Genomic DNA, 13,222 nt, shown 5'->3' with positions numbered 1-13,222 from the left:
TAGTAGCTTTCGGATCACCGTCTCGGATCACCAGGGGATAGCGCAGGGCCTCTATGTCGGACCCGGTCGAAAACGCCAAAGCCAAGCCCAGCGCCAAGACAAGTGCTGGGGTGAGCGCTGCGCAGGTTGCCGCCTATCTGAAGCGGCATCCCGATTTCCTGGCGCGCCATCCCGAATTGCTGGACACGCAATTGAGCCCGAAGCGTCACAAGGGCGAGGGTGTGGTCGATCTGCAGCAATTCATGATGGAACGGCTGAAGAGCGACGTGCAGAAACTGCGCGCCGATCAGGACGAGATCATCGCCAACAGCCGCGACAATCTCAACACCACCGAGCGCATCCACAATTCGGTCATCGCCCTCCTGGAGGCCGAGACCTTCGAGAGCTTCATCGACATCGTCACCGGCGATCTTGCCTTCCTGCTGGAAGTCGATGTGGTGAGCCTCTGCGTGGAATTGACCGACGTCACTTCGCGCCGGCCCAAACATGAGGGCATCCAGTTCCTCGACCGGGGTGCGGTCGACCGGCTGATGGGCCGCAACCGCAAGGTCTGGCTCCGCGACGAAGTCGAAGGCGATGCCGAGATCTATGGCGGTGCCGCCGATCTGGTGCGCTCCGATGCGCTGCTGAGGCTCAGCATCAGCGGCATGGCGCCGGCCGGCCTCATCGCCTTCGGCACGCGCCATCCCGGCTATTTCCATGCCGGCCAAGGGACCGAATTGATGAGCTTCCTCGGACGCATCATCGAATTCGGCGTCCGCTCGTGGCTGGACCTCCCCAGGCCCTGACAGCGAAAACCGGAACTGCCGGCCCGGCCCTTGAGGCGACCGAGCTGGCGGTGGATCCGTTGCTGAACGCCGCGCCCGATCTGGCCGAAGCCCTCCAATCCTGGCTCAGCTATCTGACCCGCGAGCGCCGCCTCGCCCCCCTTACCTGCGAGGCCTATGCCCGCGACCTCCGCGATTTCCTCAGCTTCCTCATGGCCTATCGCGGCGAGGCACCGAATCTTGCCATGATGAGCGGTCTCACCCGCGCCGATCTTCGCGCCTGGGCGGCATCGCGCCAGGGACGTGGCCTCATCGCCGCCAGCAATGCCCGCGCTTTATCGGCCCTGAAGAGTTTCGCGCGGCGCCTGGTGCGCGAGGGCATGATCGAGATCGGCGTGCTGGCGGCGCAACGCGGGCCGCGCCTGCCGCGCCTGGTGCCCAAACCCCTCAATGCCGCGGAGGCCGAAGCCGCCCTCGACAATGTCGATCTGCTGCATGAGGAACCCTGGCTGCAGAAGCGTGATCTTGCCATCCTGCTCCTCCTCTATGGCTGTGGCCTGCGTATTTCGGAAGCGCTCGGCCTCACGCGGGGCGAGGCACCGAAGGCCGGCGCCATGCTGCGCATCACCGGCAAGGGCGGCAAGACGCGCGTGGTCCCGGTCCTGCCCGTGATCGCCGAGGCGATCGCCGATTACGTGGCACATTCTCCGTGGAAAACCGGGCCGCAGGATGCGCTCTTTACCGGCGTCAAGGGCGGCCCCTTGAATCCGCGCCTGGTGCAGCGGGCGATGCAGAGCTTGCGCCGGCAATTAGGCCTGCCGGAAAGTGCGACGCCGCATGCGTTGCGGCATTCCTTTGCCACCCATCTCCTCGCCGGTGGCGGCGATCTCCGCGCCATCCAGGAATTACTGGGCCACGCCTCGCTCTCGACCACCCAGCGTTATACCGAGATCGACGCCGCGCAGATGCTCAGCGTCTATCAGGCGGCACATCCCCGCGCGAAGATCTAGGGCGCCAAGGCTTAGGCACAAATTTATTGCGCGCATTCGTGACGCGCCACGGCAGGATGGGCGAACCTTCCCAATTCTGATATTCCTTGCGGGTCGTCAGTCGAGAAAGGTGACCCCCTCATGGGATTCCCTCATTCCCGTATCCTTGCCAGCATCGCATCATTCGCGGCCATCGCTGCCCTGGCGTCTCCGGCCGAGGCGCATGTGAAATGGTTCGCGCCCTATATCGTCGGCGCGCCGCCGCAGCCCATCGGCATGACGCTGGCCAATCCCTGGTTCTGGACCGGGATCGGGCTGGTGATGGTGTTTTTCCTGGCGACACGCATCGTTGAGAAATCCAGTGCCGGCGAGACCATCCTCCTTGGCATGGACCGCCTCACCGATCCCTTGCATCAGCGGCTCGACGATTTCGTGCGCGCGGTGATCGCCGCCTTCTTCATCGCCATCTTCGCCGTGGGCGGCGTCTATTTGACGCCCGATCTCAAGACCCCGGCGGAATGGGTTTCCTGGACGCAATTGCTGATCGCGGCCCTCATCTTCCTGCCACGGACACAGATCTTCGCCGCCGCCGGCATCATCGGGCTGTGGCTGATGGCGCTTACCGAATACGACGTCTTCCATCTGCTCGATTACCTGGCGCTCGGCATCGGTGTGGCCGGCTATCTGGTGCTGGAAGCATCCGGCAACGAGAACTGGCGCAAATACCGTTTCGACGTTCTCCGCTGGGGCGTCGCCATCGCCCTGATGTGGTCGAGCCTGGAGAAATTCGCTTATCCGGACTGGTTCTCGCCGCTGGTCGAGGAGCGGCCCTTCCTCACCTTCGGCCTGCCGGAATCGGTCTTCGTGCCGATGGCGGGTGTCGCAGAATTCACCATGGGGTTCGGCCTCTTCTGGACGCCGCTCATCCGGCGCCTCTCGGCGCTAGCCCTCGTCGTCATCTTCACCTCGGCGATCTATCCCTTCGGCCGCGTGGAGCTCATCGGCCATGCGCTCATCATGATGATCCTGGTGGCGATCGTCTGCGAACACAGCCGCGAGGTCCGCTTCATGCCGGCCTTGAAACGCGCGCTGGCCGGCATCCCCGTGGGCCTTGCCGGGACGCTGCTGCTCTTCGTTCTCGGCTATTGGGGATTGCATCTCGCCCTCTATGGCCCCGAGGGCAATGTCGCCTTGGCCGATAAATCGACCCATTCGCCCGATCCCGCCAATCCGCATGACGGCGCGGTCGATCCCCATGCCGGTCACGACATGACCATGAGCGGCGATGCGGCAGCGGCCTATATGCAGGCCATGGAGAAGATGCATGGGCCGATGATGGCGGGTGTCGCCAATCCGGACCCGGACGTGGCCTTCGTGCTCGGCATGCTTCCCCATCACCAGGGCGCCATCGACATGGCCAGAATCGTGCTGCAATTCGGCATCGATCCTCACAATCACGAACTGGCGCAGGAGATCATCGCCGCCCAGGAACGCGAGATCGCCGAGATGCGCGCCTGGCTGGCGGAGCGCGGACTGGTCCAGCCATGAGTGGGCCCGCCGGCGCGGTGCTGCTGCCGATCGACCTGCAGCGTGCGATCGATCATCCGGATTGGGGTGAGCGCAACAATCCCGCGGCCGAGGGCAACATCGCCGCACTCCTCGCCTATTGGCGCAGCAAGGCCTGGCCGATCTGGCATGTGCGGCATGATTCCGTCGAGCCAAACTCGCATTACCGGCCGGGACAGTCGGGCCATGATTGGAAACCCGAAGCCCAGCCCATGGCCGGTGAACCGGTGATCGGCAAGCACTCCAACAACGCCTTCATCGGCACCGATCTCGAAGCGCGTTTGCGGGCCGGCGGTCACAAGGCGCTGGTGATCGTCGGTGTCATCACCAACAATTCCGTGGAAGCGACCGTGCGCATGGCCGGCAATCTCGGCTTCGACACAAGTCTCGTCGCCGATGCCTGTTTCACTTTCGGCCGCCGCGACTGGAACGGCACCTGGCGCAGCGCCGAAGACGTGCATGCGATGTCGCTGGCCAATCTCGCGGATGAATATGCCCGCATCGTGACCACCGCCGATCTGCTGGCGGCGTGAGCGCATGGCGGACCTGACGGCGCTCATTCCCGGCATTTCCGGCGAAGCCGTGCTGTTCCTTGTCGGCACGGCCTTCATCGCCGGGCTCGCGCGCGGGTTCTCAGGATTCGGGGCCGCCCTCATCTTCATGCCGCTGGCGAGTGCCGTGATCGAGCCGGCCCGCGCCGCACCCTTGCTGCTGCTGGTCGATGCAATCATGGCCCTGGGCCTCATCCCCAACGCCTGGCGCCGCGCGGAACGGCGCAATGTCGGCACCATGGCCTTGGGTGCCCTCATTGGCGTGCCGCTGGGGACCGCGGGCCTCGCTTTGCTGGATCCGCTGGTGGTGCGATGGGCGGTGGTCGCCATCGTCACGATGCTCTTGGTCCTGCTGGTCTCGGGCTGGCGCTATCGCGGGCAGCCCTATGCCGCGCTCAACGCGATCATCGGCGTTATCTCCGGATTCTTCACCGGTGCCGCCCAGGTCGGTGGCCCGCCGGTCGTCGCCTATTGGCTGGGCGGCGCCATCGGCCGCGATGTGGTGCGTGCCAATATCGTGCTCTATTTCGCCATCTCCAGCGCGATCTCGATCGTGAGCTATCTGATCGGCGGACTTATTTCACTGCAGATTCTCATCCTGACCGCGCTCATCGCCTCGGCTTACGGATTGGGGCTCTATCTGGGGGCCCGGCTCTTCGGGCAAGCGGGCGACATTTTGTTCCGCTGGATCTGCTACGGCCTTATCGCCATGGCGGCCATCATCAGCCTGCCGCTGCTGGATCCCTTGCTGCGCGGATAAAAGAAACCCTCCCCCGTTGCCGGGGGAGGGTCGAATGCGACGTCGTTAGACAGGTACCGAAGGCTTACATCATCGGCTTCAGCGCACCGGCGCTGGCCTGGACTTCCTTCAGCTTCTCCGGCGGGAAGGGGATCATGCCCTTGTCGGCCAGATAGCCTTCTTCGCCCGCGGCCTTGTCGCTGGTGAATTCGGCGACGAATTCGCGGATGCCGGGGATGACGCCTTCATGCTGGTTCTTCACGTAGAAGAACATGGTGCGCGAGACCTTGTATTCGCCCGAGACGATGGCGTCGAATTCCGGCGCCACACCCTCGACGATGCTGCCCTGCAGCTTGTCGGTGTTCTCTTCCAGGAAGGAATAGCCGAACACGCCCAAGGCCTTCGGATTGGCAACCAGCTTCTGAACGATCAGATTGTCGTTCTCGCCGGCATCGATCCAGGCACCGTCTTCGCGGATCGTGGTGCAGGCCGCGGCCTTGGCTTTCTTGTCGCTGATGGCTTCGATCTCGGCGATGCCGTGGCAGCCCTTTTCCATGACGAGTTCGACGAAGGCGTCACGGGTGCCGGAGGTCGGCGGCGGGCCCAGAACTTCGATCTTTTCGGCCGGCAGGGCCGAATTCACTTCGTTCCAGTTCTTGTAGGGATTGGCCACCAGCTTGCCGTCGACCGGCACTTCCTTGGCCAGAGCCGTCCAGATGTCCTTCAGCGACAGATTGAATTGCTGGCTGGACTTGGCATTCGAGAGCACGATGCCGTCATAGCCGACCGGCACTTCGGTGATCGCGGTGACGCCGTTGGCCTTGCAATCTTCGATCTCGCTGTCCTTGATCTTGCGGCTGGCATTGGTGATGTCCGGCGTGCCTTCGCCGACACCGGCGCAGAACAACTTCATGCCGCCGCCCGTGCCGGTCGATTCGACGATCGGCGTCTTGAACTTGCCGGCCTTGCCGAATTCCTCGGCGACGGCGGTCGAGAACGGATAGACGGTGGAGGAACCGACGATGTGGAGCTGGTCGCGGGCTTCGGCAGCACCGGCGGTGAGCACGGTGACGCCGACGGCGGCGAGAGCGAGAGTGATGCGCTTCATGGCATAAAACCTTTGTTGGGTGGATCCAAGCAAGGCCGTTCATAGGTCGCTTGCGTGACAGCCCATTTGCGGTTTCATGACGATTATGTGACAGAGTCGGCCGGCGGCGGTCGGAAGCACACCTGGATTGTGGACACCGAAAGATAGTGCCCTGAAAAGGCGTCTCTTTTCAGGGCACGTGACGGTTTGATGTCGGATTGCCGCGTTTACGCGGCCGACTTCACATAACGGGGATCATGGGCCTTGCGGCCGAAAATCTCGCGCACCTTCGGCTCCCAATAGGCCAAAGGTTTGGTGGCGTAATCGGGGTCAAAGGAAGCCTGGTCCCAGCTTTCGCAGAAACGTTCGCAGATGCCGTACCAGCGATGGCCGCGGAATTCGTCGCGGGCGTTGCGGTTGCCGCCCAGATGATGGGCATAATAATACATCTGGAAGATGCCGTGCTTTTCGATCACCCAGGTGACCTCGTCGCGCACATAGGGGCGGATGATGCCGGCGGCGATTTCGGCATGGTTATAGGGGGCAAGCTCGTCGCCGATATCGTGGATGAGGGCTGCGACCACCATCTCGGTATCGGCCCCGTCGGCCTCGGCGCGGGTCGCCGATTGCAGGGAATGCTCCAGCCGGCTGACCTTGTAGCCCTCCAGCGAATGATCGAGCTTGGCGAGGCCCTCCATGATGCGTTCCGGCAGCCCGCGCGCGAAATCGCGTTCGGACTGGTCCAGCATCAGGTAATCCTCGCGCGTGCCGTCCTTCATCTGCAGGAAGCTGACTGTCTTGCCCATGATCGTGGTTCCTTATCCTATTCCGCCGCGAGCTTCTGCGAGACGCCCTGTAAGACACCGGGGCGTTTGAGAACGCGATAGAGGCTGCGCGGCCCATCGCTGTCGATATAACAACCCTGAAGATGCCGGATGCCTTCCTGGGTATCGAAGGAGGTGCGGCCATGCAGCAGGCGCCGGTTGTCGAACATGACCAGATCGCCGTCGTCGAGGCGGAAGCGGATCTCGAATTGCGCGGCTTTCAGCAATTGGTCGAGCTGGCGCCTTGCGTCGTAGAAAGCCTGCAATTCATGGGCCGGCAGCAAGGGCGAGAAATCCAGGCGCGGGCTGAAATGAATCGCCTGGAAGACCCCCTTCTCGTCCAGCTTCACATGCGGCTGCCAGGCGACATGCTCGGCATCGACATCCTTGAAGATGAAGCGGCTGGGAATCCTGCAGAGCAAATCGTAGGCCGCCGGATCCTGCGCCCGCAGGGCTTCGACGCAAGCCAGACCGTCGACCAGGGTCGAGAGCCCACCGGAGGTCTGGTTGGTCAGGCAATGCAGCAATTGGATGCCCGGCGCCGGCTCGCGATAGGGATTGTCGGTATGGGGATCGAGCGCCAGCGAGGAATAGGCGAGATCGTTGGCATCGGGCACCGAGCGCACGTTGAAGAGGCGCCCGAAATTGGTGTCGCGCACGAAGCCGAAGCTTTCCGCCACCTCGAAGATCGCCTGATCGCGCTGTGGCACGCCGTGCAGGATGACAAAGCCGTAGCGCAGGAATTTCTCGACGATGTCGAACCGCAAGGCATCGCCAGGCCGATCCTGCCATTGTGTTTCGGGAAAGGGCGAGAGGCGCGCATCCCAGGGCGTCAGTGCCGGCAGGCCGTCCTCGCCCGGCGCCATCGCGGCCTCGGCCAGGAGATCCTGTTCCGCGAACTGGCTTTCATGCCCGTCGCTGAAGAGCACCGAGAGGCTGCCCGGCCCCGTGCGCCGGACCCCGCTGATCGCCAGCGCGGGATCGAGGTCCGACGGATTATAGAGCCGCTGGCCGGTGCGGGTATCGACGCTCGTCACTGACCGGCAGCGTTCGCGCAGCCAGAGGGGATGCAGCATCAATGTTCCCCCGGCCCGGTGCAGGCGGAGGCCGGGTTGCGGCTGGTCGAGGATCTCGAGTTGGGGTGCCGTCATGATCGCGCAGGTTCCGTTTAATATCAGGATGTTGCGATTTTTGCGCTTGCGGTAAGATATTGAATAGCTGCAATAAACTTTGATCTGGTATAAACATTGATTATGGCTGGACGGCGCTTTCCCCCGATTGGTTGCCTGATTCCCTTCGAAGCTGCCGCCCGGCTGGGCAGCATGTCGGCGGCTGCCCGGGAATTGGGCATCAGCCAGCCGGCGATCAGCCGGCATCTCCAGATGCTGGAGGCCGATCTCGGCCAGCCCCTGTTCTACCGGAACCGGCGCGGCCTCACCCTCACCACCGCCGGGAACGAGTATCGCCATGCGGTCTCGCTGGGGCTCGACCATATCGCCGCGGCGACCCTGGCCCTCCGTGCCCAGACCGGCGAGCAGACCATCCGCCTTGCCACCAATTTCGGCTTTGCCCAGCAATGGCTGATGCCGCGCCTCACGCGGCTGCGCGCGGCCTTTCCGACTCTGGCCTTTCGCCTGATGACCAGCGATGACGACGATGTCTTCGACACCAGCGAATGCGATATCGCCATCCGCTTCGGCACCGGCCACTGGCCCGGCTGGCAGGTGAGCGATCTCTTTTCCGAAGAAGTGTTCCCGGTCTGCGCCCCGGCCTATCTCGACGAGCGCCCGCATCTCAAAGCTTCCCGACCGGGGGGTCCCCGGCTGGAGGTGACTGACCTCCTCTCCGAGAAGCTGCTGCACATGGATACTGCGAATGCCGATTGGCTGGATTGGGGCGATTGGCTGCGGCTGCATCACGTGGCGCCGCCGGCCGCGCGGCCGCAAATGCTCTACAGCACCTATCCCTTGGTCCTGCAGGCGATCCTGGGCGGCGAGGGCATCGGGCTTGGCTGGCGGGGCCTGGTCGACGATCTTTTGCGGAGCGGTTCGCTGGTGCAATTGGCGCCCGGCCTCAAGCGCCCGCAATATGGCTATTTCATCACCTATCGCCGCAGCCATCCCGCCGAAAGGCTGCTCCACAAGATCGCCGCCTGGCTGGTGGCGGAAGCGCGGCTTCAGGCGGCGGCCGGCGAAATTTCCCTGGGCACCGAATCCATCGGCAGATAGATGGTGAAGGTGCTGCCCTCGCCCAGCACCGATTGAATCTCGAGCTTGCCGCGATGGCGGTTGATGATGTGCTTGACGATGGCAAGACCAAGCCCGGTCCCGCCCATCTCGCGCGAGCGCGCGGTATCGACGCGGTAGAAACGTTCCGTCAAGCGCGGGATGTGTTCGCGGGCGATGCCGGGGCCTTGATCCCGGACCGAAATGGCGACCGCCGCCGGCACCGACCGGAAATGCGGCATGTGGAGGCGCAGCAGAGCGGGATCGGTGATGATCATCACCTCGACCGTCACCATCGCTTGGTCGTGGCTGTATTTCAGCGCATTCTCGATGAGGTTCTGCAGCACCTGGGTGAGCTCGTCGGCATCGCCCGGAACTTCCGGCAAGCGTTCAGGCGTGGCCACGCGCACGACGATGCCGCGCTGCTTGGCCTTCAGCGTCAGGCCGTCGATCACCGACCCCAGCAATCGCCTGAGATCGGCGCGGCCTTCCGGCGCCTGATATTCGTTGAGCTCGATCCGGGAGAGCGACAGGAGATCGGCAACGATGCGGCTCATGCGCTGGGCCTCGGCCAGCATGATGTCGAGAAAACGCTCGCGCGCCTTCTCGTCATTGCGCGCCGGGCCCTTCAGCGTTTCCAGAAAGCCGATCAAGGTCGCCAGCGGCGTCTTCAATTCGTGGCTGACATTGGCGACAAAATCGCTGCGCAGGGTTTCGGCACGCCTGAGACCCGAGACGTCGTGAAAGACGATGAGGCTGTGCGGCGCCGATTCGCCGCTTGTCTCGCTATCGATGCGGCTAAGCTCGGCAACCAGCGCATGGCCACCGATATCCGGCAGGTCGAAAGCCGGCGATTCCTCGCCGCGCGCCAGCGCCTCAAGCGCGGTGAGCAAGGCGGGCTGGCGAAGAACCGCGAGCAGGCTGCGCTCCTCGATCTCGGCCCCCAGCAGCGAGCGCGCGGCCGCATTGGCGATCAGGATCTGGCGCGAATCATCCAGCACCAGGACGGGGTCCGGCAAAGCGTTGAGGATGGCGCGAAGATCGGAAGGATTTTCGCCGCGCGCGAAGTGGAGCGGTGTGGGGGCCGGCTGGGTATCGCCGCGCGGCAGGCTCGGCGGCAGGCGATAAAGCACCACCAGCGCCGCGGCACAAAGGCCGAAGGCGGTCGCGACCGCGAGAAACGGCCAATCGCCGCGGCCGATCACGATCAGCAGGGCGACGATCGCCGCCACCAGGATGGCGAGATCGCGGAACAATATTGTGAAGCCCCTTCGCAGCACGGTCGCGACACCTCATAATGAGCGCGCTCATGGGCGGCGCCGGGAAGACAGGCGGCAAGCCCCGAGTCGATACTGATTCTAAGACAAAAAACGATCATCGCGGGAGGCATGTCATGAAGAATTCACGCAAACACCGGTTGCTGGGCACCGCTCTGCCCGCTCTGGCGCTCTGTTTGAGCTTGGGTCTGGGACTGAATTCTGGCGGTATCGCCGCCGCCCATGCCGATACGGCCCCCGCCCAATACCAGCCCTGGACCGGCAGCCAGCAGGGGAAGGCGGTCGACAAGCTGGTCAAGGATTTGAAGGCCATGGTGGCCCAGGCCGAGAAGGACCAGGCCGCCTCGCCCGATTTTCTGGCCGATCTCAAGAAGGTGATCGCGCAATACGAAGCGGCCGCCACGCCCACCCCGCCCTCGCAGGCAAAACCCTTCTTGGACGAATTCGCCGATGGCGAGTTTGCCAACAACCCCGCCTGGAAAGTCAGCGCCGGTAGCTGGGGCGTCGACAAATCGGGCTCGAACCGGGGCCTGGTGAGCAAGATCCGCCAGCAGGCCAGTCTGGAAACCCTGCTGGGCGGCATCCTCAATCCGCAAGGCACGCAGCAGCAGACCAAGCAGGAATACGCCTCGATCTATGCCAAGGCGGTGCTGCCGGCGGCGTTCAACTTCACCACCACCTTCACCTCGAAGGACCGCTATGGCGGGCTCCATCTCAGCCTCTATCAGGGGGCTTCGGCGCAGAACCTCTACCGGGTCGTCTATCAGCCGGGCAATCAGACCGGCTTGATCCTGCAGCGCGTCTCGCAACAGGGGGCCACGAATCTCGGCAGCTTTGCCGGTGCGGCGAACCTCGAGGACGGCAAGCCCCATGACGTGACGCTGACCCGGGATTCCGCCGGCAAGATGAATGTGCTGGTCGACGGCAAGCTGGCCGTCAGCGCCACCGATACCAGCCTCAAGGGCGATTTCGACGGCGTGTTGCTGACCAATGTCGGCGGCAGCTACTGGATCCGCAAAGTCTCGGTGCAGCCGCAATAGGCTTTCAGCGCCGTTCCAGCCAGAAGGATGTGGCGGGTGCCGCCGAGACATGATGCGGCAGATCGGCCAGCGGTGTCGCGGCAAGGGAAGCCGCCATGCGGGTCGTCACGTAATGGCTGGCGAAAAGCAAACGAAAGCCATTGCCGTTGAGGAAGGGCAGCAGCGCCGATTGTTCGTTATAGCCGCGCCAGGCCCAGGCGCGTGGATAATCGTCTGGCAGGAAGATGTCGTGCACATGCACGATGACGCCCGGCGCCAGCATCGGCAGCACACGGTTGAAGAGCTGGTCGACATCGGTGCCCGGCATCAGGATATGGCTGGAATCGATGAACAGCATGTCGCCCGCGCGCAAGCTGCCGAAGATGCTGTGATCAGCCGCGGCCAGCACGCATTTCTGGAGATCGATGCGCAAGGCCCCGATCTCGGCACGGGGCGCCGGATCAATCGCTACATGGTGTGTCGCCAGCCTTCCATCGCTGATCGCCTTGGCGGCAAAGCGGGTGGAATGGCCGCAGCCGATCTCGACGAGGCGCGCCGGTCGCCGCGCACGGATGAAGGCATAGAGCATCGCGGCATCGAGCGGCGCGAACCAATCCTGCTGCCAGCGCGGTGCCGGCGGCTTTGCCTGCGCCGGGATGGCCAGCAGGTCGCTGCGATAGGTGTCGAGCAAGGCGAGGGCCTGGCGGAAATCCGCGACCGCCGCCTCGCACAAGGCCGTCGCCACCGGATAGGATTCCGGCGCCGTCACCGCATGGGCATAGCGATAGGGAATGAAGAAGCCGGACGGGCGCCGGCCCAGCAAGGTCTTGAGGCCCAGCCAGAGGCGCCGCCGGGATTGGCGGAAGGCGGCGCGTGACGGCAAGGAAAACGGCATAAGAATTCGCCCCGTTCGGTCGCGGCGGCGGCGAGGATTGCGACCGTCTGCATGCGAGTGGGGCGAAGATGCCGCCTCGGCGCGCCTCAATCAAGCATGTCGGAACTTATCGGATGTCAACTTATCGGGGGTCAGCCGGCGCCGCCGATTTGATCCTCGCGCATCCAGGCGGGATCCGGCACCACGGCTTCGGCCAGGATGTCATCACCGGAAGCGGGGGAAACGGCAAGGTCCTGACCGGCCGGCTGGGCGAGATGCAGATTGGCTTCTTCCGGCGTGCGGTTGTCGATGCCCAGAACCGCGGCGGCGATGTCGGTGCCGGCATCACGCCCGGTCTCGGACCGCACCACGGTATCGATCACCGCGCTGGCGATGGAGATCGGGCCAAAGGGGACCGCCCCCATGAATTGCGACAGGCCATAGGCCTGGTCACCGGTCACGGCACGATAGATCTGCGCCACGACCGGAATGTGCTGCAGCGGATTGATGATATCGAGGGCATCGTCCCAGCCGAACTTTCCGTCCGGCCCTAGAAACAATTCACGGGCGCCGGGGGTTTCGCGCAGGCGCCATTTCTGGCCCGAGGCTTCCAGCATGCGGCGCTCTTCCCGGTCGGGCATGGAATCGAACCAGACCACGCGCGGATCCTCGGCCTCGGCCGTCGCTTCAACCTCGATGGGCGCCAGTTCGGTTGCGGAATCGGTCACTGGAACCCCGTCGGCGCCGGATTCCGGCGCCAAGACATCCTCAACGCTCGCCGTTTGCGTGGCGATTTCCGGCGGGACCATTTCGAACGGGGCGCCCACCGTAACGCCCGGGGTCGTAGGCAGGGGGGCAGCGATAGGGGGGGCGGCAGGGGATGTGGGCTCGGCGGGGGCGGCCGAGGGAATCTGCCCGGAATCCCCTGCCGGGAATTGGGTGCCTTGCGCCGTTTCCGGGACCGAGATTCCGGTCAACACGGCAAATTGTTCCGCCGACAGGGTGGGGATGCCATCCGTCGGGGCGGGCGCGGGGGCCGCGGTGGGCGCCGCGGTCCTGGCCGAGACAGGGGCCCCGGCAAGCTTGCGGTAATCGTCGAGGGTGAGGCCCTTGGGCATCGCCTCGGTCGCGGCCTCGGCCTGGGTTTGAGCCTGTAAAAGCTGCTGGAATCGGGATTGATCGATGGAACCCGGCCGCAACAGCCCGCCTTTGATGGCGCCCGTTCCGGTCACACCCGGAACTGGGTAATTCGGCGCCCCTGGCAGCATGATATTGGCGGTTTCGGCCATTTGACCCGGATTTCC

At 64.2% G+C, this 13,222-nt stretch carries 13 protein-coding genes; 7 read left to right on the top strand and 6 right to left on the bottom strand.

Going from position 1 to position 13,222, the window contains the following annotated elements; all coding sequences use genetic code 11:
* Positions 1 to 53: 53 nt before the first annotated feature.
* The 5 genes from ACE3PR_RS15195 (at position 54) to ACE3PR_RS15175 (ending at position 4,633) form a co-directional block, all read left to right on the top strand.
* Positions 54 to 788 (top strand): DUF484 family protein, encoded by a 735-nt coding sequence (locus tag ACE3PR_RS15195; protein ID WP_374373557.1) that lies wholly within the window; start codon positions 54 to 56, stop codon positions 786 to 788.
* A complete protein-coding gene (locus tag ACE3PR_RS15190) occupies positions 764 to 1,777 on the top strand; it encodes a tyrosine recombinase XerC (protein WP_374373554.1) in 1,014 nt (337 codons plus the stop codon). The genes ACE3PR_RS15195 and ACE3PR_RS15190 overlap by 25 nt, the downstream gene beginning before the upstream one ends.
* A 120-nt stretch (positions 1,778 to 1,897) precedes the next feature.
* Positions 1,898 to 3,304: a DUF305 domain-containing protein gene (locus tag ACE3PR_RS15185; protein ID WP_374373552.1), complete on the top strand. Its 1,407-nt coding sequence runs from the start codon at positions 1,898 to 1,900 to the stop codon at positions 3,302 to 3,304.
* A complete protein-coding gene (locus tag ACE3PR_RS15180) occupies positions 3,301 to 3,855 on the top strand; it encodes a cysteine hydrolase family protein (protein ID WP_374373550.1) in 555 nt (184 codons plus the stop codon). Before ACE3PR_RS15185 ends, ACE3PR_RS15180 begins: the two co-directional genes overlap by 4 nt.
* 4 nt (positions 3,856 to 3,859) lie before the next feature.
* The gene (locus ACE3PR_RS15175; RefSeq protein WP_374373548.1) at positions 3,860 to 4,633 is read left to right on the top strand and encodes a sulfite exporter TauE/SafE family protein; all 774 of its coding nucleotides are present in this window, start codon (positions 3,860 to 3,862) and stop codon (positions 4,631 to 4,633) included.
* A 64-nt stretch (positions 4,634 to 4,697) separates the two neighbouring features.
* Here the strand turns inward: ACE3PR_RS15175 and ACE3PR_RS15170 are convergent, their stop codons facing one another.
* From ACE3PR_RS15170 to ACE3PR_RS15160, 3 genes are all read right to left on the bottom strand, one after another.
* Positions 4,698 to 5,720: a PstS family phosphate ABC transporter substrate-binding protein gene (locus ACE3PR_RS15170; protein WP_374373546.1), complete on the bottom strand. Its 1,023-nt coding sequence runs from the start codon at positions 5,718 to 5,720 to the stop codon at positions 4,698 to 4,700.
* A gap of 206 nt (positions 5,721 to 5,926) precedes the next feature.
* Entirely contained in the window at positions 5,927 to 6,505 is a 579-nt protein-coding gene (locus ACE3PR_RS15165) for an HD domain-containing protein (RefSeq protein ID WP_374373544.1), read from the bottom strand.
* Positions 6,506 to 6,522: 17 nt separating this feature from the next.
* Complete coding sequence (locus ACE3PR_RS15160; RefSeq protein WP_374373541.1) at positions 6,523 to 7,674, bottom strand: TauD/TfdA family dioxygenase; 1,152 nt, start codon at positions 7,672 to 7,674, stop codon at positions 6,523 to 6,525.
* Between the two features lie 102 nt (positions 7,675 to 7,776).
* On the opposite strand from ACE3PR_RS15160, the gene ACE3PR_RS15155 reads away from it, so the two are divergent.
* A complete protein-coding gene (locus ACE3PR_RS15155; RefSeq protein WP_374373540.1) occupies positions 7,777 to 8,751 on the top strand; it encodes a LysR substrate-binding domain-containing protein in 975 nt (324 codons plus the stop codon).
* On the opposite strand, the gene ACE3PR_RS15150 is transcribed toward ACE3PR_RS15155, so the two are convergent.
* Positions 8,700 to 10,028 carry an ATP-binding protein gene (locus ACE3PR_RS15150; protein ID WP_374373539.1) on the bottom strand — a complete coding sequence of 443 codons (1,329 nt, stop codon included), beginning with the start codon at positions 10,026 to 10,028 and terminating at the stop codon, positions 8,700 to 8,702. The genes ACE3PR_RS15155 and ACE3PR_RS15150 overlap by 52 nt on opposite strands.
* A 113-nt stretch (positions 10,029 to 10,141) precedes the next feature.
* On the opposite strand from ACE3PR_RS15150, the gene ACE3PR_RS15145 reads away from it, so the two are divergent.
* A complete protein-coding gene (locus ACE3PR_RS15145) occupies positions 10,142 to 11,065 on the top strand; it encodes a hypothetical protein (RefSeq protein WP_374373536.1) in 924 nt (307 codons plus the stop codon).
* A 4-nt stretch (positions 11,066 to 11,069) separates the two neighbouring features.
* Here the strand turns inward: ACE3PR_RS15145 and ACE3PR_RS15140 are convergent, their stop codons facing one another.
* Together ACE3PR_RS15140 and ACE3PR_RS15135 are read right to left on the bottom strand one after the other, a co-directional pair.
* Positions 11,070 to 11,939 carry a class I SAM-dependent methyltransferase gene (locus ACE3PR_RS15140; RefSeq protein ID WP_374373534.1) on the bottom strand — a complete coding sequence of 290 codons (870 nt, stop codon included), beginning with the start codon at positions 11,937 to 11,939 and terminating at the stop codon, positions 11,070 to 11,072.
* A 131-nt stretch (positions 11,940 to 12,070) separates the two neighbouring features.
* Positions 12,071 to 13,207 carry a hypothetical protein gene (locus ACE3PR_RS15135; RefSeq protein WP_374373532.1) on the bottom strand — a complete coding sequence of 379 codons (1,137 nt, stop codon included), beginning with the start codon at positions 13,205 to 13,207 and terminating at the stop codon, positions 12,071 to 12,073.
* Positions 13,208 to 13,222: the final 15 nt, after the last annotated feature.

The sequence above is a fragment of the Dongia sp. genome, assembly GCF_041909655.1.
In the GTDB taxonomy this organism is placed as follows: domain Bacteria; phylum Pseudomonadota; class Alphaproteobacteria; order Dongiales; family Dongiaceae; genus Dongia.
The sequence above is the reverse complement of the archived record's forward strand: the minus strand, read 5'-3'. Positions and strand labels throughout refer to the sequence as shown.

What these genes read in the sequence shown, in the direction of transcription:
- ACE3PR_RS15195 (WP_374373557.1), top strand. Translation starts at nt 54, where the DNA reads ATGTCGGACCCGGTCGAAAACGCCAAAGCCAAGCCCAGCGCCAAGACA.
- ACE3PR_RS15185 (WP_374373552.1), top strand. Translation starts at nt 1,898, where the DNA reads ATGGGATTCCCTCATTCCCGTATCCTTGCCAGCATCGCATCATTCGCG.
- ACE3PR_RS15180 (WP_374373550.1), top strand. Translation starts at nt 3,301, where the DNA reads ATGAGTGGGCCCGCCGGCGCGGTGCTGCTGCCGATCGACCTGCAGCGT.
- ACE3PR_RS15175 (WP_374373548.1), top strand. Translation starts at nt 3,860, where the DNA reads ATGGCGGACCTGACGGCGCTCATTCCCGGCATTTCCGGCGAAGCCGTG.
- ACE3PR_RS15170 (WP_374373546.1), bottom strand. Translation starts at nt 5,720, where the DNA reads ATGAAGCGCATCACTCTCGCTCTCGCCGCCGTCGGCGTCACCGTGCTC.
- ACE3PR_RS15165 (WP_374373544.1), bottom strand. Translation starts at nt 6,505, where the DNA reads ATGGGCAAGACAGTCAGCTTCCTGCAGATGAAGGACGGCACGCGCGAG.
- ACE3PR_RS15160 (WP_374373541.1), bottom strand. Translation starts at nt 7,674, where the DNA reads ATGACGGCACCCCAACTCGAGATCCTCGACCAGCCGCAACCCGGCCTC.
- ACE3PR_RS15155 (WP_374373540.1), top strand. Translation starts at nt 7,777, where the DNA reads ATGGCTGGACGGCGCTTTCCCCCGATTGGTTGCCTGATTCCCTTCGAA.
- ACE3PR_RS15145 (WP_374373536.1), top strand. Translation starts at nt 10,142, where the DNA reads ATGAAGAATTCACGCAAACACCGGTTGCTGGGCACCGCTCTGCCCGCT.
- ACE3PR_RS15140 (WP_374373534.1), bottom strand. Translation starts at nt 11,939, where the DNA reads ATGCCGTTTTCCTTGCCGTCACGCGCCGCCTTCCGCCAATCCCGGCGG.
- ACE3PR_RS15135 (WP_374373532.1), bottom strand. Translation starts at nt 13,207, where the DNA reads ATGGCCGAAACCGCCAATATCATGCTGCCAGGGGCGCCGAATTACCCA.